Annotated in this window: 12 protein-coding genes, 1 other RNA gene and 3 pseudogenes; 13 read left to right on the plus strand and 3 right to left on the minus strand. The window is 72.3% G+C overall.

Going from position 1 to position 18,302, the window contains the following annotated elements; all coding sequences use genetic code 11:
* Positions 1-31: 31 nt before the first annotated feature.
* The 7 genes and pseudogenes from LCG91_RS07070 to LCG91_RS07100 all read left to right on the plus strand — a co-directional run bounded on the left by LCG91_RS07070 (position 32) and on the right by LCG91_RS07100 (position 5,546).
* Positions 32-371: pseudogene (locus LCG91_RS07070) on the plus strand (STAS domain-containing protein).
* Positions 372-424: 53 nt separating this feature from the next.
* A pseudogene (locus tag LCG91_RS07075) lies at positions 425-781 on the plus strand (ATP-binding protein); the annotation flags it as partial.
* A 333-nt stretch (positions 782-1,114) separates the two neighbouring features.
* A complete protein-coding gene (locus LCG91_RS07080; RefSeq protein WP_411955831.1) occupies positions 1,115-1,873 on the plus strand; it encodes a helix-turn-helix transcriptional regulator in 759 nt (252 codons plus the stop codon).
* Between the two features lie 38 nt (positions 1,874-1,911).
* On the plus strand, positions 1,912-2,496 hold the full coding sequence (locus LCG91_RS07085) for an RBBP9/YdeN family alpha/beta hydrolase (protein ID WP_224442943.1): 585 nt from the start codon (positions 1,912-1,914) through the stop codon (positions 2,494-2,496).
* A gap of 105 nt (positions 2,497-2,601) precedes the next feature.
* The gene (locus LCG91_RS07090) at positions 2,602-3,795 is read left to right on the plus strand and encodes a hypothetical protein (RefSeq protein WP_224442944.1); all 1,194 of its coding nucleotides are present in this window, start codon (positions 2,602-2,604) and stop codon (positions 3,793-3,795) included.
* Between the two features lie 57 nt (positions 3,796-3,852).
* Positions 3,853-4,659 (plus strand): annotated as a pseudogene (locus LCG91_RS07095) (Nif3-like dinuclear metal center hexameric protein); the annotation flags it as partial.
* A 152-nt stretch (positions 4,660-4,811) separates the two neighbouring features.
* Positions 4,812-5,546, plus strand: coding sequence for a zinc ribbon domain-containing protein (locus LCG91_RS07100; RefSeq protein ID WP_224442945.1), 735 nt, complete (start codon positions 4,812-4,814; stop codon positions 5,544-5,546).
* Between the two features lie 96 nt (positions 5,547-5,642).
* Here the strand turns inward: LCG91_RS07100 and rnpB are convergent.
* From rnpB to map, 3 genes are all read right to left on the minus strand, one after another.
* Positions 5,643-5,997, minus strand: an RNA gene (gene rnpB, locus LCG91_RS07105) — RNase P RNA component class A.
* Positions 5,998-6,339: 342 nt separating this feature from the next.
* Positions 6,340-7,089, minus strand: a complete 750-nt coding sequence (ppgK, locus tag LCG91_RS07110; protein ID WP_058729958.1) for a polyphosphate--glucose phosphotransferase — start codon at positions 7,087-7,089, stop codon at positions 6,340-6,342.
* 28 nt (positions 7,090-7,117) lie between these two features.
* Positions 7,118-7,981 (minus strand): type I methionyl aminopeptidase, encoded by an 864-nt coding sequence (gene map, locus LCG91_RS07115; RefSeq protein ID WP_058729965.1) that lies wholly within the window; start codon positions 7,979-7,981, stop codon positions 7,118-7,120.
* 451 nt (positions 7,982-8,432) lie between these two features.
* On the opposite strand from map, the gene LCG91_RS07120 reads away from it, so the two are divergent.
* From LCG91_RS07120 to LCG91_RS07145, 6 genes are all read left to right on the plus strand, one after another.
* Positions 8,433-8,612: an SPOR domain-containing protein gene (locus LCG91_RS07120; RefSeq protein ID WP_058729959.1), complete on the plus strand. Its 180-nt coding sequence runs from the start codon at positions 8,433-8,435 to the stop codon at positions 8,610-8,612.
* Between the two features lie 36 nt (positions 8,613-8,648).
* Positions 8,649-9,986, plus strand: a complete 1,338-nt coding sequence (gene glnA, locus LCG91_RS07125) for a type I glutamate--ammonia ligase (protein ID WP_058729960.1) — start codon at positions 8,649-8,651, stop codon at positions 9,984-9,986.
* A gap of 21 nt (positions 9,987-10,007) precedes the next feature.
* The gene (locus LCG91_RS07130) at positions 10,008-12,980 is read left to right on the plus strand and encodes a bifunctional [glutamine synthetase] adenylyltransferase/[glutamine synthetase]-adenylyl-L-tyrosine phosphorylase (RefSeq protein WP_224442946.1); all 2,973 of its coding nucleotides are present in this window, start codon (positions 10,008-10,010) and stop codon (positions 12,978-12,980) included.
* A gap of 502 nt (positions 12,981-13,482) precedes the next feature.
* Entirely contained in the window at positions 13,483-15,111 is a 1,629-nt protein-coding gene (locus tag LCG91_RS07135; RefSeq protein WP_224442947.1) for a glycosyltransferase family 2 protein, read from the plus strand.
* Positions 15,104-16,675 carry a glycoside hydrolase family 26 protein gene (locus LCG91_RS07140; RefSeq protein ID WP_224442948.1) on the plus strand — a complete coding sequence of 524 codons (1,572 nt, stop codon included), beginning with the start codon at positions 15,104-15,106 and terminating at the stop codon, positions 16,673-16,675. Before LCG91_RS07135 ends, LCG91_RS07140 begins: the two co-directional genes overlap by 8 nt.
* The gene (locus LCG91_RS07145; protein WP_224442949.1) at positions 16,672-18,096 is read left to right on the plus strand and encodes a UDP-glucose dehydrogenase family protein; all 1,425 of its coding nucleotides are present in this window, start codon (positions 16,672-16,674) and stop codon (positions 18,094-18,096) included. Before LCG91_RS07140 ends, LCG91_RS07145 begins: the two co-directional genes overlap by 4 nt.
* The last annotated feature ends 206 nt before the right edge of the window (positions 18,097-18,302 follow it).

Genomic DNA, 18,302 nt, shown 5'->3' on the forward strand with positions numbered 1-18,302 from the left:
TGCACCCGCACCGAACCGAGGAGGCCCCTGCATGGACATCGTCGTACACGAGGCAACGGACGACACCGCCGTGCTCGAGTGCAGCGGACGGCTGAACATGGTGAGCGCGGGCGCCTTCCGCGAGACCGTGGCGAAGGTCGTCGAGGGCGGCCGCGCGCGTCTGGTCGTCGAGCTCTCGGGCGTCGAGTTCATGGACTCGTCCGGCCTGGGGGCCCTGGTGGGGTGTCTGAAGACCGCTCGTCAGGCCGGGGGAGACCTCCGGCTCGCCGCCCCCCTCGGAGCAGGTCCAGATGGTGCTCAAGCTCTCCAACATCGACAAGATCCTGCGGACGTACCCGGACGGGGACGCCGCGGTGACGAACTGGGCATGACCGTCGCCATGGGCGAGCACGTCCTGGACCTCGCCTGCCCGCCCGAGGACGTCACGGCGGTGCACACGTTCCTGTCCTCGGTGTGGGACAGCGAACCCGACCTGTCCCTCGAGGACCGCATGGCACTCGAGCTCGCCCTCGTCGAGCTTGCCTCTAACGTCATCGAGCACGGCTCTGGCGGTGGCCGGGTCTCCTGCTCGCTCCGGATGGACGTCGGCCCGGACGACATCACCGTGTCGCTCTCGGACGACGGTGTCCCGGTGCTCGTCGACCCGTCCGCGGCGCACCTGCCCGACGCGCTGGCCGAGGGGGGCCGTGGCCTCGCGCTCGTGCAGATGGTCGTCGACGACCTGCGCTACGAGCGGGTCGCCGACCGCAACCGGTGGACCGTCCGCCGCGGGCGGCACTGACGACCCACCATCCGGTCTGCGCGCCGAGCCGGCCGATCATCCGGTTCCCGCACGACGGGAGCCGGTCCACGCACGTCCCGCCGACGCGCGGACCGACGCGTCGTCGACGTGACACGCTCGGTCCGGTGACGACCGAGACGCGCGCAGACCCCCGTATGCGCTACGAAGCCGTGGGCGACGACCTGGGCGCCGCGCTGCAGCTCTTCTCGGACGCGTACGACGGCGCGCACTTCGCAGGCCGCAACACGTCGCGGTCGTTCGGGTACCGCTTCAAGATGGTCGGCGACGCCTCGATGTCGTTCCGGTCGACGCACTTCGACGCGCACGCCACGGGTGAGGCGTCGTCCGGCGACGACTACGCCGTCATGTGGACGACGGACGGCGGGGGGCACGGTCGACGTCGGGCGGGACGAGGCAGTGTTCGGCCCGGGCCACGCCCTCGTCTTCCCGGCCGGACGCCCGTTCGTGTTCGAGGTCGAGGACGTCCGCCAGAACCTCGTGCACTTCGACCGGCGGTTCCTCGAGGGCATCGCGGCGGAGGAGCACGGCGGAGCCGCGGGCGCGATCGTCTTCGACCACACCGCCCGGCCCATGACGGAGGACCTGCGGCTGTGGAACGCCCAGGTGCGGCGGGCCGCGCAGGTGGTCCTCGGCGCGACGGCGCCCTCGCCGCTCGTGATGGCCGAGACCGCTCGCGAGACCGCCCTGGCGATGCTCCGCACCTTCCCGCACGAGCAGCTCGCCCCCGAGGTCCCGGTGCCGCAGGGTGCGACGAGCCGCGTCCGCGAGGCGATCGAGTACATGCACGCCTACGCGCACGCCCCGATCACCACGACGGACGTTGCCGAGCACGTCGGGCTCAGCGTGCGTGGCCTGCAGCAGGCGTTCCAGCGCCAGGTCGGGACCGCGCCGAACGCGGTGCTCCGGGGCATCCGGATGGACCGCGTGCGCGAGGAGCTCAGCCGGGGACGCCCCGGCGAGCTGACGGTCGCCGTCGTGGCCGTCCGGTGGGGCTTCGCACACCTCGGTCGCTTCTCGGCTGCCTACGCGAAGCGCTTCGGCGAGTACCCGCGCGACACCCTGCACGCCTGAGATCCGTGGTCGTCCGGCGCGCCCGCTACGCTGCCCGGATGGACGAGCACGAGCGCCCCGCCGACCGGTACCCGTGGGTGGTCGTGCCCGGCATCTGGGGGTCGGACGCCGAGCACTGGCAGTCCCGCTGGCAGGAGGCGCGGGGCGGCCGGGCCGTGCGCATCGCACCCGCGTCCTGGTCGGAGCCGGATCCGGCGGACTGGTCCCGGGCGATCGCCGAGGCCGTCGACCGCTGTGCACGGCCCCCGCTGCTCGTCGCGCACAGCCTCGGGGTGCTGGCGGTCGCCGAGTGGCTGACCGGCAGCGCGGGGCAACGGGCCGCCGAGCGGGTCGCCGGTGCCTTCCTGGTGGCACCACCGGACCCCGATGCGCCGGTGTTCCCCGCTGCGGCCGCCGCCTTCCGTGCGCCGCAGGGAGCAGCGACCGTACCGACCGCGCTCGTCGTCAGCGACGACGACCCGTACTGCTCCGCCGACCGTGCCCTCGCATTCGCCGACGTGCTCGGGGCACGGGTCCTCCGGGTGGGGGACCGACAGCACGTGAACGTGGCCAGCGGTGTCGGCGCCTGGCCCGAGGGACGGCACCTGCTCGACGGCTTCGCGGAGTCCCTGCCGGGAGCGTGACACGCCGCTCACGTCCGGACCGGTACATGACGTCCGGGGGGCGGGATGCGCGACACACCGCGGATCTCCCGGGTGTCGGCCGGTGTGATATCTATCCTGCGTCACATGGAGACCCAGCCCGGTGCACGCACACCCCTCGTCGACCCGTTCGGTCGCGAGCTCGAGGAGTGGCTGCGCGACGTCCCGGCGACCCGCACGCCGTACCTGGCGGACCTCGTGGTGCCGCCGGTCACGGGTCCCGTACAGCGCCCGGTGACGACGGACGCCGTCCCCACGCAGGAGTCCGCTCACACCGCCGGGACCGCCGCCACGGACACCCGGGTCGTGCAGCAGCCGGACGTGGAGGAGACGACCGCCGAGCGGCCCAGCGTCGACGCGCCGACCGCCGAGGGGCCCACCGCCGACGCGCCGTCCGCCGCGCTGCCCACGGTCGATGCACCGACCGCGTTCCGCCGCCGCGACCGCGCCCGCCACGTCGCCGCCTGCGCTCCTTCGTTCCCCGAACCCCCGGCCCGCATCGCGTTGCGCATCGAGGACCTCGCGGTCGAGGTCTCGGCCACGAGCGGTCGCAGCACGATCGAGCGCATCGTCCTGCTCGAGGACGAGGTCGCCCGTCGCGACGAGGACCTCGCTCGACTCGCCGCGTGGGAGGCCACGGTCGCCCACCTCGACGACGCCGAGGTCGACGCTGCACGCGCCTTCGCCCGTGCCGTGTTCGCCGACCTGCTCGCGGACGCGGCGGACGAGGCCGCGCGACGTGAGCGCGCCGCGGCCCGCCGTGCCGCCACGGCACCGGTGCCGACGCCCGTCCGCGCCGCCCCGAGCACCACGGCGCCTCGCGCCGACCTGCCGACACCCTCGCGGCCGGTGCAGCGTGCCACCACGCCGTCGACAGCCGAGCCCGTCCAGGTGGTACCGCCCACGAGCACCGACAGCACCGACAGTGCGGTCGCCGCCGGCGCCGCGGCGACCGCCCCGGGACGCGAGGCGCCCGTGCGCCCGGCCCTGGGCCTCCCGGTCGGGTCGCCACTGTCGGCCGCGACCCGCCCCACCCCGCTGGTGCAGCCAGCCACGGGTCCGACCGTGATCGACAGGGCCGCGTTCGCGGCGGCGCTGACCGCGCACGAGGGCGTCACGGCCGGCACCCCGGTGGTGCTGCCCGACGCCGTGTCGCTGCCCGCGAGCGCGAGCGCGACGGACCGGGACGACCACGGGACCGCGGCGACGACGGCCGGTGCCGACAGCGGCTGGTGGGCACGACTCGTCGCCCGCCTGCGCTCCCTGTTCGGCCGCCGCTGAGCGCCCCGGTCCTGCCCCAGCGCCCTCGCCCCGCCCGCGCCTCGGTAGACTGACGGGATGCCGACGCTCCGCGAACTCCAGGCCGTGATCGAGGACCTGTGGCCCGCCGCCGGCGCCGAGTCCTGGGACGCCGTCGGGCTCGTCTCCGGTCACCCGGACCAGGTGGTCGAGCACGTGCACCTCGCCGTGGACGCCGTACCCGCCACCGCGGACGAGGCCGTCGCACTCGGTGCCGACCTGCTCCTCACCCACCACCCGCTCCTGCTGCGTGGCGTGACCACGATCGACGAGACGACGGCCAAGGGCCGGGTCCTCGCCACGCTCGTGCGGGGCGGGACGGCGCTGCTCTCGGCGCACACCAACGCCGACGTCGTGACGACCGGTACCTCCGCGGTGCTCGCCGATCGGCTCGGGCTCGTCGACCAGCGGCCGCTCGAGCCCGGAGCGGACCCCTCGACCGGCATCGGTCGCGTCGGGACCCTGCCGGAGGGCACCACCCTCGGCGCGCTCGCCCGCCAGCTCGTCGACCTGCTGCCGCCCACGGCGACGGGCGTCCGCGCCTCGGGCGACTTCGACCGGCCCGTCCGCACCGTCGCGCTCTGCGCCGGAGCCGGTGACAGCCTGCTCGGCGATCCGGCCGTCCGGGCCGCCGACGTCTACGTCACGAGTGACCTGCGGCACCACCCGGCCTCGGAGTTCCGCGAGCAGGCGATGCTCGTCGACGGCCCCGCGCTGGTCGACACCTCGCACTGGGCGACCGAGTGGCTCTGGCTCGACGTCGCGGCCGAGCAGCTCCGACGGCTCGCCGGGGTCCGCGTGACCGTGAGCGACCTGCGCACCGACCCCTGGGACTTCGCCGTCCTGCCCGCCGCCGAGCCTGCGGCCGCAGCAGAGCGCGCGGCAGCCGATGCTGCGCCCGCCACCGAGCCTGCGCCCGCCGCCGAGCCTGGGGCCGCCGCCGAGCCCGGGGCCGCCGGCAGCCCCGCCCCCGCACCCGCCCACGAAGGAGACCGACCGTGAAGGCAGCACCCGAGGACCAGGTCGTCCTCCTCGACCTCCAGCGCCTCGACAACGACGTGACCCGTCTGTCGCACCGCATCACCGCCCTGCAGAAGGGCGACAGGCTCACCGAGCTGGGCGCCACCGCTGCCTCGCTCCGCGCCGAACTCGCGGCCGCGACCGGCGAGGTCGAGGACGCCGAGCGCGAACTCGCCCGCCTGGAGTCCGACACCGCCACCGCGCAGGCTCGCATCGAGCGGGACACGACGATGCTGCAGAACGTCGCGAGCGCCAAGGACGCCGCGGGCCTCGAGAGCGAGATGGCGTCGCTCCACCGCCGTATCGGCGACCTGGAGACCGCCGAGCTCGAGGTCATGGAGCAGCTCGACGTGCACCGTGCCCGCGTCGGGGACGTCGAGTCGAGACTCGCCCAGGTCGAGGCCGACCGCGCCACCCTGGTCGCCGAGCGCGACACCGAGATCGCGCGCGTCGAGGCCGACCGCGAGTCCGCGGTGCAGAGCCGTGCGGCCGTCGCCGCGAAGGTGCCCGCGGACCTGCTGGCGCTCTACGACCGGCAGCGCGCGCGCTACGGCTTCGGTGCGTCCCTGCTGCAGGGCGGGGTGTCGACCGCCTCCGGCGTGACGCTCACGAACTCGGACCTGCAGGACATCCGTCGGGCCGCGCCCGACGACGTCGTGCTCTGCCCCGACAGCGACGCGATCCTGGTGCGCACGGCCGAGTCCGGCCTGTAGCGCGCCGGCAACCCGACGGACGGGAGGCTCGTGGCGGCACCGCCACGCGCCTCCCGTCCGTCGTCGGCCGGTTGGCGCGCACGTGGTGCGTGGGTGCGAACGGGCCGGCCGTACGCCGGGTTCTGTCCCGCTCTCGCGGTGACGGCCATCTCTCTCGGACCGACGTTGCCGCCGGCCTCCAGCGGTCCACCCGAGGACTCAGCGAGCAGCCTCGTCGTCCTCTGTCTGACCTTGCTCCGGGCGAGGTTTACCGAGCGGATCCGGTCACCCGGACCCCTGGTGGTCTCTTACACCACCGTTTCACCCTTACCGACGTCGCCGCCGGCGGTCTGCTTTCTGTGGCACTGTCTCGCGGATTGCTCCGGGTGGGTGTTACCCACCGCCCTGCTCTGTGGAGCCCGGACGTTCCTCGGCACTCCCGGGGGAGTGACGCGACCGTCTCACCGACCCGTTCGCAGTGCCGAGTCTACCGCTGCCGGACCCAGCGGCGTGCCGCGCTGCCGTCTCGTCGCCGGGGCGCCCGCCGAGCGGGCCAGATCAGTCACGGTCGGTGCCGGCGGGCGACGGATCGCACCCAGAGGCCGGACCACACGCGGCGTGTCCTGCCCGCTCGACGGACGTTGCGCGGCGTGTCCCGCTTGGCTGGACGGACCGCGCGCGGCGTGTTCCGCTTGGCTCGACGGACGTTGCGCGGCGTGTCCCGCTTGGCTCGCCGGACCTCGCGCGGCGTGTTCCGCCAGCCCGCCGGACGCCGTGTCGTGCGACGAGGACCGCTGCCGCCGGCCGCCAGCCGCTACTTGCTGCGGGACGCCAGGGTCGCGGCACCGATGATGCCGGCGTTGTTGCGGAGGGTGGCTGGGATGATGTCCGCCTGCAGGTCGAGCAGCGGCAGGAACTCCTCGTGGTGCTTCGACACGCCGCCGCCGACGACGAAGAGCTCGGGGGAGAGCAGGGCCTCGAGCGTCGAGTAGTACTTCTGCAGGCGCTTCGCCCAGTGCTTCCAGGACAGCTCGTCCCGCTCCTTGGCGGCGAACGAGGCCTTCGTCTCGGCGTCGTGCCCGTCGATCTCCAGGTGACCGAGCTCCGAGTTGACGATGAGCACGCCGTCGTTGATCAGTGCCGTGCCGATGCCCGTGCCCAGGGTCGTGACGACCACGAGCCCGTCCTTGCCCTTCGCTGCGCCGAACTGCTGCTCGGCGAACCCGGCGGCGTCGGCGTCGTTGACGAAGTGGATGGAGCGGCCGAGCTCCTTCTCGAACAGCGCCTCGGCCTCGAAGCCGATCCACTTCTTCGACACGTTCGCGGCCGACATCGTCTTGCCGTCGCGGACGATCGCGGGGAAGCAGACCCCGACCGGCACGTCCGCCGCCGGGGCGAGCTCGTCGAGGATCGACTTCGCCACCGCGACGATGTCGTGCGGCTTGCCGCCCTCGGGGGTGGCCTTCTTGATCCGGTCGGTCGTCAGTTCGCCGGTGGCGACGTCGACGATCGCGCCCTTGATGCCCGTTCCGCCGATGTCGACGCCGACTGCGAGGGAGGTCATGAGAAGCGGTGCCTTTCGTGGGTGTCCGTCAGGAGACGGTGAGGAGTTCCGCGCCGCGCTCGGTGACGACGAGGGTGTGTTCGAACTGTGCGGTCCAGGACTTGTCGCGGGTGCTCACGGTCCAGTCGTCCGACCAGATGTCGGCCTCGATCCCGCCGAGCGTGAGCATGGGCTCGATGGTGAACACCATGCCCGGCTCCATGACGTCGTCGAACCGGGGCGCGTCGTAGTGCGGGATGATCAGGCCCGAGTGGAACGCCCGACCGACGCCGTGGCCGGTGTAGTCGCGGACGACGCCGTACCCGAAGCGCTTGGCGTAGGCCTCGATCGCCCGCCCGATGACGTTCACCTGGCGCCCCGGCGCCACGGCCTTGATGCCGCGTTCGAGCGCGGTGCGCGTGCGGTCGACCAGGTCCTGGACCTCCTGCGAGGCCTGTCCGACGACGAACGTCCGGTTCGTGTCGCCGTGCATCCCGTCCTTGTAGGCGGTGATGTCGATGTTGACGAGGTCGCCCTCCTGCAGCACGGTGTCGTCCGGGATCCCGTGGCAGATGACCTCGTTGAGGCTCGAGCACAGCGACTTCGGGTACCCGCGGTAGCCGAGCGTCGACGGGTAGGCGCCGTGCGACACGACGAACTCGTGGCCGATCCGGTCGAGCTCGTCGGTGGTGACCCCGGGGCGGATGGCCTCGCCGACGGCGTCGATCGCCTGCGAGGCGATGCGCCCGGCGGTCCGGATGCGCTCGACCTCGTCCGGCGTGTACGTGTCGCCGAGGCCGTGCTCGTGCGGTTCGGCGCGCCCGACGTACTCGGGGCGCTCGATGTCCTTCGGCACGGGGCGCTGGGGGGAGATCCGGCCGGCGGTCAGGTGTCCGTGTGCGTCCCGGGGCATGCCGACCACTCTAACCGGGTGCGTGGCGCGCGCCCGCCCGTCCGTCGCGAGCGAGACGCCGGCGTCGACGCGAGACGCCCCGCCGGTACCGGGACACCGCCGGATCCTGCGGTGTCTCGCACACCCGACGGTGTCCGGGACGGACGCCGGCGTCTCGCGCGCCCGAGGGCGTCCCCTGCCGCAGGTGGACGCGTCCCGACGAGGACCGGCCCCTGCGTGCCGTCCCGGTCCGTACCCTGGAGGTGACGGTCTGGAGACTCGGCGCCCGTCCGTCCGACCGGCACCGCGCCTCCAGGCCGTCATCACCTTCCCCGGGCCGGTTCGCCCCCGCAGGTCCGAGCCGCGGGAGCGACAGGCTTCCGCGGACCGTCGGCGGCGGTCTGTCGCTCTCACGGCACTGACGAGCGCGAGCCCGCGGGCGCGGCCCGACGGCCGTGGGTACGGTGGCGCCATGAGTGATGAACGCATCGAGTCCCAGTGGTGGTTCAACGAGAAGACGCACGAGGTGGAGCAGGGCCCGCAGTCGCCGCAGCGCGACCGGATCGGCCCGTTCGACACGCGTGAGGAGGCGCAACACGCCCTGGACCGCATCAAGGCGAACAACGAGCGCTGGGACGACGAGGACCAATAGGCTGGAGGCCCCAGCAGCACCACGGAAAGGGCGTCCATGGACAAGCAGACGGACTTCGTGCTCCGCACCATCGAGGAGCGGGGCATCAAGTTCATCCGACTCTGGTTCACCGACGTCATCGGCACGCTGAAGTCCGTCGCGATCGCCCCGGCCGAGGTCGAGGGCGCGTTCGCCGAGGGCATCGGGTTCGACGGTTCCGCGATCGAGGGCCTCACGCGCTCGTACGAGGCCGACGTCCTGGCGCACCCGGACCCCTCGACGTTCCAGATCCTGCCGTGGCGGGGCGAGGTCGACCCGACCGCACGCATGTTCTGCGACATCACGACGCCGGACGGCCAGCCCGCCGTCGCCGATCCCCGCAACGTGCTGAAGCGGACCCTGGCGAAGGCGAGCGAGCGCGGGTTCACGTTCTACACGCACCCCGAGATCGAGTTCTACCTGCTGAAGAGCCGCGACTGGGCGGACGGCGGCCCGCAGCCCGTCGACCAGGCGGGCTACTTCGACAACGTCCCCGGCGGCAGCGCGCACGACTTCCGCCGCCGCTCGGTGCGGATGCTCGAGGACCTCGGCATCTCGGTGGAGTTCTCCCACCACGAGGCCGGTCCCGGGCAGAACGAGATCGACCTCCGCTACGCCGACGCGCTGACGATGGCCGACAACATCATGACCTTCCGCACCGTGGTGAAGGAGGTCGCGATCGAGCAGGGCGTCTACGCGACGTTCATGCCGAAGCCGCTGTCGGGCCAGCCGGGCTCGGGCATGCACACGCACGTCTCGCTCTTCGAGGGCGACCAGAACGCCTTCTACGAGGCCGGCGGCGAGTACCAGCTGTCGCAGACCGCGAAGCACTTCATCGCGGGTGTGCTCCGCCACGCTCCCGAGATCACCGCGGTGACGAACCAGTTCGTCAACTCGTACAAGCGTCTGTGGGGCGGCGACGAGGCCCCGTCCTTCGTCACCTGGGGCCACAACAACCGCTCGGCGCTCGTGCGCGTGCCGCTGTACAAGCCGAACAAGGGCCAGTCCGCCCGCGTCGAGTACCGCGGCATCGACTCCGCCGCGAACCCCTACCTGGCGTACTCGCTGCTCCTGGCGGCGGGTCTCAAGGGCATCGACGAGGGCTACGAGCTCCCGCCCGAGGCCGAGGACAACGTCTGGAGCCTGTCCGACGCCGAGCGCAAGGCCCTCGGCTACCGGCAGCTCCCCGCGAGCCTCGACCACGCCCTCGGCCTGATGGAGGACTCGGAGCTCGTCGCCGAGACCCTGGGCGAGCAGGTCTTCAACTTCGTGCTGCTCAACAAGCGGCAGGAGTGGAAGGCCTACCGCGACCAGGTCACGCCGTTCGAGCTCCGCACCAACCTCGGCGCGCTCTAGCAGCCGCCCGGAGCGCCGCGCATGACCGGTCGGACGAGGACGTCCCGTTCCGAGATGGCCCGCCTGGGCTTCGCGGAGCTGTCCGAGAGCCTGGAACGGATCGCCAGCCTGGAGGCCCGGTTCGGCCCCGACGTGCGGGTGCCGGTCACCGACGCCCCGGCGCTGTGGGAGTCCACGGCCGATCCCGACGGCGCGCTCTGGCTGCTCGAGCGGCTCCTCGAGCGCGCGCCGGACGCGGTCCGGCCGGTCCTGGCGGACCCGGCTGCCACGGAGCGGCTCGTCCGGCTGCTCGGCGCCTCGACGGGCCTCGGTGAGTTCCTGCACCGGCGTCCGACCGAGATCGCGCTGCTCCTCGACCCGGTGACCCCGCCGTGGTCGCAGGAGGCGTACACGGCGTCGCTGGCCGAGGCCGTGGCCGACACGACCGGCGAGGACGCCCGGCTCCGGCTCCGGGTGCGCTACCGACGGCACCTCGCGCAGATCGCCCTGTTCGACGTGCTGCACCCCGTCCCGACCGAGGCGTTCCCGGCGGTGGCCGCGGGGCTCGCCGACCTGGCGGGCGCGGCGCTCGAGGCCGCGGTGGCCGTCGCCCGGCGCGAGGTCCCGTTCCCCGCCGCCGACGTCGCAGCGACCCCGCTGGCGGTGATCGGCATGGGGAAGGCCGGTGCCCGCGAGCTCAACTACGTCAGCGACGTCGACGTCATCTTCGTCACCGAGTCGACCCGCGACGACGAGGCCGACACCGGTGTCGGCACCGACCGGGCGGTCCTCATCGCGACGCGACTGGCCATCGCGGCGACGCACGCGATCACCGACCTCGCGGCCGAGCCCGCGCTGTGGGAGGTCGACGCGAACCTCCGGCCGGAGGGCAAGGACGGTGCGCTCGTCCGGACGCTCGACTCGCACGTGGCGTACTACGAGCGCTGGGCGAAGGGGTGGGAGTTCCAGGCGCTGCTCAAGGCGCGGCCGATCGCCGGCAGCCGTGACCTGGGGGAGCGCTACGCGGCCGCGGTCGCCCCGTTCGTGTGGAGCTCCGCCGGTCGACCCGGCTTCGTGGAGTCCGTGCAGCGGATGCGGGAGCGCGTCACCGAGCACATCCCCGACGACGAGGTCGACCGGCAGATCAAGCTCGGACCCGGCGGCCTGCGCGACGTCGAGTTCACCGTGCAGCTGCTGCAGCTCGTGCACGGCCGCGACGACGAGTCCGTGCGCGTGCGGTCGACCCTCGAGGCGATGGACGCCCTGGCCGCGGCCGGGTACGTCGGTCGACCCGAGGCTGCGCGCTTCGGCCCCGACTACGCCCTCCTGCGCCTGCTCGAGCACCGGATCCAGCTGCGGCGACTGCACCGGACGCACCTCATGCCGAGCGACGAGGAAGAGCTGCGGGTGCTCGCGCGCTCCACCGGGCTCGCGGCCTCGGCAGCCGCACTGGAACAGCGGTGGCGCGGCGTGAAGCTCGAGGTCCGCGGACTGCACGAGCGACTCTTCTACCGCCCGCTGCTGTCGGCGGTGGCGGCCACGGACGGCGACATCGTCCTGACGAGCGACCAGGCGGCCGACCGCCTCGGTGCGATCGGCTTCGCAGACCCGGCGGGAGCGCTCGGGCACATCCGCGCGCTCACCCAGGGCACGAGCCGTCGTGCGGCGATCCAGCGGAACCTGCTGCCGGTGCTCCTGCGGTGGATGGCGGAGGGACCGGCGCCGGACCGGGCACTGCTGGCCTTCCGTCGCCTCAGCGACACCCTGGGGGAGTCGAGCTGGTTCCTCCGGATGCTCCGCGACTCGTCGGGCGCCGCGCACTCCCTCACGACCGTGCTGTCCGAGTCGGCGTTCCTCGCCGGGCTCCTCGAACGCTTCCCGGAGGCGGTGGCGTGGCTCGACGAGCCGGACGCGCTGCTCCGACCGCGGCCGCTCGCGTCGCTCCTCGCCGAGCACGCCGCGACGACCGCCCGACACGGGGACGACGTCGACGGCGCCGCCGCGCTCGTCCGGTCCGCCCGTCGCCGCGAGACCCTGCGGCTCGGCATGGCCGCGGTGCTCGGCCACCTGGACGTGGACGCCCTCGGACCGGCACTGTCCGACGTCACCGAGGCCACCCTCACGGGCGCGCTCGCCCTGGCCCGGCGCGACGCCCCACCCGGGCTCGCGTTCGGCATCGTCGCGATGGGCCGGTTCGGCGGCCGCGAGCTCGGCTTCGGGTCCGACGCCGACGTCCTCTACGTGTACCGGGCGCCGGATGACCTCGCACCGGAGCAGGCGTCGCGTGCCGCCCAGACGATCGTGCGCGAACTCTCGCGGCTGACGGACGACGCGATCCACCCGTTCGAGCTCGACACCGACCTCCGGCCGGAGGGCAAGAACGGCCCGGTCGTGCGGACCCTCGAGTCGTACGGCGCGTACTACGCCCGGTGGTCGCTGACGTGGGAGGCGCAGGCGCTCCTCCGGGCCCGCGGCGCGGTCGGCGACGACGCGTTGCTCCGCGACTTCGAGCACCTCGCCGACGGCACGCGGTACCCAGAGCGCATCGACGAGCAGGCGGTCCGCGAGGTCCGGCGGATCAAGGCCCGCGTCGAGTCGGAGCGGCTGCCCCGAGGCGCCGACCCGGCACGGCACCTCAAGCTCGGACGCGGGTCGCTCAGCGACGTGGAGTGGTTCGTGCAGCTGCTGCAGCTGCAGTACGCCACGACGGTGCCCGGGCTGCGGACGACCTCGACGCTCGAGGCCCTCGACGCCGCGACCGTGGCCGGACTCGTCGCACCGGAGGACGCCGAGCGTCTCGGTGCCGCGTGGCGCTTCGCGTCCCGCACCCGGAGCGCGCTCGTGCTCTGGTCCGGCAAGACCACCGACGTCCTCCCCGTGGACCGGGTGCAGCTCGAGGGCATCGCGCGGCTGATGGAGTACCCGCCGGGGTCGGCGTCGCGGCTCGAGGACGACTACCTCGGGGTCACGCGGCGCGCTCGACAGGTGTTCGAGCGGGAGTTCTACGGGGCCTGAGCGGCTCGCGACACGCCCGGGGTGACGCGCCACCGAGAACGTGACAGGTCGTCGAGGGTGAATTCTGGGCGTCGCCGGCTGTCCCCCTGCCCCGCTCGTGACGTACCCCGCTCGGTACGGTCCTGCCCGCTTCGGCCCGGCCGCGACCGGCTGTGGCCGGGGCGGACGCGAGTGGGTCTGTGGGGATGACCCCAGAACAGGGGTATGTGCTCGTGACCGGGGCTTTCCTGTCGAGGTGAGCCGTGCTTCCCGGCCGGGTCACATGCCGTGTTGCGCTCTGCACGACGGTGGACCGGTCCACCATCCTGCTGACAGCAGCAGTGCGGACAGGTGCGTGGTGCCGCGAGGGGGACCAGCTTGTACCCCGTAACAAGCCGGTAACACCCCCGCTCGGGGGTCGCGTTGCGACGACGTCCAGGTTCTGCATCAATTGGCTCACCCGAACCGTCCACGGTTCCTCGACGATGCGGAATCCCCACCTCGAACGTTGAAGCAGGGATCGATGTTCACCTTCATTCTGCAGATCCGGCAGATGGTCGACGGGCACCCCGAGTTCTACCTGTTCGCCGTGTACTCCGCGGTGATCTGGTTGCTCTGGCTGCTCAAGGTCGTCCTGTCCGCCCGCTACCGCCCCTTCACCGGCACCTACACCGGCACCACCAGCGTGGTCGTCCCCGTCGTGGACGAGCCGCTCGACCTCTTCCGCGACGTGATCGGCCGCATGGTCGAGCAGGGTCCCGGCGAGATCATCGTCGTCATCAACGGCGCCCGCAACGAAGCGCTCGAGGAGGTCTGCGAGGAGTTCGCCCCGCTCGTGCGCTGGACCCACACGCCCATCCCGGGCAAGCGCAACGCGGTCAAGGTCGGCACCGAGATGTCCACCGGTGACATCACGATCCTCGTCGACTCGGACACCGTGTGGACGCCCGGCACGCTCTCCGAGCTGCTGAAGCCCTTCGCCGACGAGTCGGTCGGCGGCGTCACCACCCGCCAGCGCATCCTCGAGCCGACGCGCTCGTGGATCACCCGCTGGGCCGACTGGCTGGAGAACTCGCGGGCGCTGTACTCGATGCCCGCGCAGAGCGTCCTCGGTCAGATCGGCTGCCTGCCGGGTCGGACGATCGCGTTCCGCCGGAACATCCTCGTCCGCGTCATGGACCGGTTCATGCACGAGAAGTTCATGGGGGTGTTCCTCGAGGTGTCCGACGACCGGACCCTGACGAACCTGACCCTCAAGGAGGGCTACCGGACCGTCTACCAGTACACGTCGCTCGTCTACACCGACGCTCCGCTGCAGGTGAAGAAGCTGTTCAAGCAGCAGCTGCGCTGGGCGCGCGGCTCGCAGTACAACACGCTGCGGATGCTCCCGTGGATGCTCGGGCACGCGCCGATCCTGGCCGTGTTCTTCCTCACCGACATCATCCTGCCGTTCATGCTCTTCGGTGTGATCGCCGGCTGGATCTACCGCGCCGTCACCGGTCAGGGCGAGAACCTGTACCAGGGGATCCTGCAGCAGTACGGCTTCTCGACGGGCTTCGTCTACGTCGCCGGACTGATGGTGGTCTCGAGCGTGCTCAGCATGGCGATCCGCCAGATGCGACACCTGGCCGAGAAGCCGAGTGACTTCTTCCGGCTGCCGATGTTCATCATCGTGTCGACGTTCTTCCTGATGCCGATCCGGCTCATCGGCTTCTTCCGCCTGGCGCACGCGTCCGGCTGGGGCACCCGGGCCGGGGCGTACGCCGGCGGTCCGGTGGAGGAGGACCCCGCGGACGCGGTGCAGCCGGTGGGACTCGGCACACCGCCGGTCGCCCTCGGTACTCCGCCGGTCAGTCCGGTGGACGCCGGTCTACCGTCCGTGGACCGCACCGACGTGCTCCGTTCCCGGGTCGACGCCGACGACCAGGCAGCGGCCGACCGGGCGTTCGACGAGCTCTTCGGGGCCGACGCCACGACGAACTCGACCGCGACCGTGCTCGCCACGCGGCGATCGGCAGCGGTGGCCGCGGCAGCTGCTCCCGCTCCGGCCCGCCCGGCGCCCGTCAAGGCCCGTCGTGTCAACCCCTACGCGGCGATCCCGTACCTGATCGGGTTCGCGGTCTTCGCACTGGAGGCGTTCCTCATTGTCTGACCTCATCCGTTCCACCAGTACGTGGTGGGCCCAGTCCAGCAAGCACGCCCGTCGCACCGCGATCGGCACGGTCGCGATCGTCCTGGTGCTCGGCCTGATCACCTGGACCGTCTGGGTGTCGCCGGCCGGCCCCGTGTCGAGCGCCGTGCAGACCGCCCTCGGCGTCACCCCGCCGAAGGCGAAGCAGCCCAGCGCCGCCGAGCTCAGCGCGAAGCTCGAGGCCGCGCAGCAGACCATCTGGAAGCTCGAGGGCAAGCTCGACTCCTCGGGTGCGCAGGCCGGGTCGCGGGCCGAGGAGATCACCCGGCTCAAGGCGCAGATCGCCGCGCTGCAGTCCGACCTCGGTGCTGCGACGAGCGGCGGGAAGGCCTCGGCCGCGGGGCCACAGTCGGGCTCCGGCTCTGGTGCTGCCGGCTCGTCCTCCGGCGGGTCGGGCTCCGGCGGGAGTGCTGGCGGGTCCGCCGCCGGCAGCTCCAGCGGCGGCTCGGGCACCGGCTCGGGTTCGGGTTCGGGATCGTCCGGTGGGACCGGCGGCAACGCCGGACCGTCGAAGGACCCGGTCGCGTCCGAGCCGATCACGACTCCGTCCAAGGCGCAGATCCTCGGTCAGCAGTCCCGCTGGTACGGGCTCTACACGACGCAGTCGCCCTTCAACTGGGCCGAGTACGACCGCGTCACGCAGGAGGTCGGCCGGGCCACGAACATGGTCGGCTTCTTCCAGGGGTTCGACCAGGACTTCAATGCCAGCGCCGTCCAGCGGTCGTGGGCGAACGGCCGTCTGCCGCTGATGACGTGGGAGACCGTGCCCGCGAAGACCGGCAACGACCAGCCGTACGTCCCGGGCTACACGAACCAGGACATCGTCTCCGGGAAGTTCGACGACTACCTGGCGAACTACGCGAAGGCCCTGAAGGCGAACGGCATGCCCGTCGTCATCCGTCTCGACCACGAGATGAACGGCCAGTGGTACAACTGGTCCGAGGCGTCGAAGCAGCAGAACGCGCCGGGGTCGTACGTCGCGATGTGGAAGCACGTGCACGACGTCTTCCAGGCCAACGGGGCGAACGACTACGTCATCTGGAACTGGTCGCCGTCGCGCATCGACAAGCTCGGCAACCCGAAGTACCAGACGCTCGACTACATGCGGCAGTACTACCCGGGCGCCGACTACGTCGACTGGGTCGGCATGAGCGGCTACTACCGCACCGCCACCGAGCAGCCCACGTTCCAGACCACCTTCGGCGCCACCCTCGCGCAACTCCGGCAGGTGGCCCCGGGGAAGCACATCCTGCTGAACGAGATCGGCGCCACCGAGACCGGCGGCACCGTCTCGAACAGCCAGAAGTCCCAGTGGATCGCATCGCTCTTCGACGCCCTCGCCGATCCCGCGAACAGTGACGTCATCGGCTTCGCGTACTTCAGCCAGGTGGCGACCACCATCGTCGACGGCGCCCGCACCACGAACGACTGGCGCCTCGACTCCCGCGCCGACAGCCTGGCGACCTTCGCCGAGGGCATCGCCCGCACCGACACCGACTACGACCTGCAGGAGGTCAAGCAGTGACCGCTCAGAAGAAGACCGACGCCGCCGACGTGCGGCCGGCCCCCGTCATCAGCGTCATCGGCACCGGCTACCTCGGTGCCACCCACGCGGCCGCCATGGCCGAGATGGGCTTCGAGACCATCGGCGTGGACGTCGACCCCGCGAAGCTCGCCGCCCTGTCCGCCGGCGAGGTGCCGTTCTTCGAGCCCGGCCTGCCGGAGCTCATCACCAAGCACGTCGCCACCGGGAAGCTCCGCTTCACGGCCGACCTGGCCGAGGCCGTCGCCGCCGCGGACGTGCACTTCGTGTGCGTCGGCACGCCGCAGAAGGCCGGATCGCACGCCGCGAACCTGGCCTACGTCGAGGCCGCCACCCGCGGGGTCGCCGAACACCTGACCCACCCGGGACTCATCGTCGGCAAGTCCACGGTGCCGGTCGGGACCGCCGAGCGGCTCCGCGGCATCGTCCGCGAGTTCAGCCCGGCCGGCATCCAGGCCGAACTCGTCTGGAACCCGGAGTTCCTCCGCGAGGGCAAGGCCGTCGACGACACCCTGCACCCGGACCGCCTGGTCTGGGGCGGCGCCTCGGCCGCAGCGGACGCCGTGATCCGCGAGGTCTACGCCGCACCGATCGCCGAGGGCACCCCGGTCATCACGACCGACCTCGCGACCGCCGAGCTCGTCAAGGTCAGCGCGAACGCGTTCCTCGCCACGAAGATCTCGTTCATCAATGCGATCTCCGAGATGTGCGCGATCACCGGCGCCGACGTCACGACGCTCGCCGACGCCCTCGGGCACGACGTCCGCATCGGCCGGAAGTTCCTCAACGCCGGCCTCGGCTTCGGCGGTGGCTGCCTGCCGAAGGACATCCGCGCCCTCATGCACCGCGCGAACGAGATCGGCGCCGGTCGGGTCGTCGGACTCATGCAGCAGGTCGACGAGATCAACATGGGGCAGCGCGAGCGCGTCATCGACATGACGATCGAGGCCCTCGGGGGGTCGGTGCTCAACCGTCGCGTGGCCGTCGTCGGAGCCGCGTTCAAGCCGCTCACCGACGACGTCCGCGACTCGCCGGCGCTCAACGTCGCGGCCGCGCTGCACCTCCGCGGCGCCCAGGTGACGCTGTGGGACCCGGAGGCCAACGAGACCGCCCGACGCTCCTTCCCGACGCTGTCCTACGCCGCCACGAAGGAGGACGCCGTCGAGGCCGCCGACGTCGTGCTCGTCCTGACCGAGTGGGACGAGGTCGTGCAGGCGTCGCCCGTGGCGCTCGGGGCGATCGTCGGTCGTCGCGTCGTCATCGACGCGCGGAACTGCCTCCCGGTCGCCGACTGGGTCGAGGCGGGGTGGTCCGTCCGGTCCCTGGGGCGGCCCACGCCGGTCACGGGTGCACCCGTGAGCGTGGCGGCGGGGACGAACGACGTGCTGGCCACGGCGCGCTAGTCGTCACCGCCAGGAGCGGGGTCCGTGCCGGGGGCGGCGCGGGCCCCGCTCTTGCGTGTCCGGGTGCTCCGCTCGTCCCGGGCGTACCTGATCGTTCCGGGCGCACCTGGTGGTTCCGGGCGTACCTGGTGGTCCGTTCCGACCAGGTACGCCCGTTCTCCCTTGCCATCGCGACCGAGATGGGAAGGAACGGGTGGGCGGGCGAG

The sequence above is a fragment of the Curtobacterium sp. TXMA1 genome, assembly GCF_020162095.1.
Lineage (GTDB): Bacteria > Actinomycetota > Actinomycetes > Actinomycetales > Microbacteriaceae > Curtobacterium.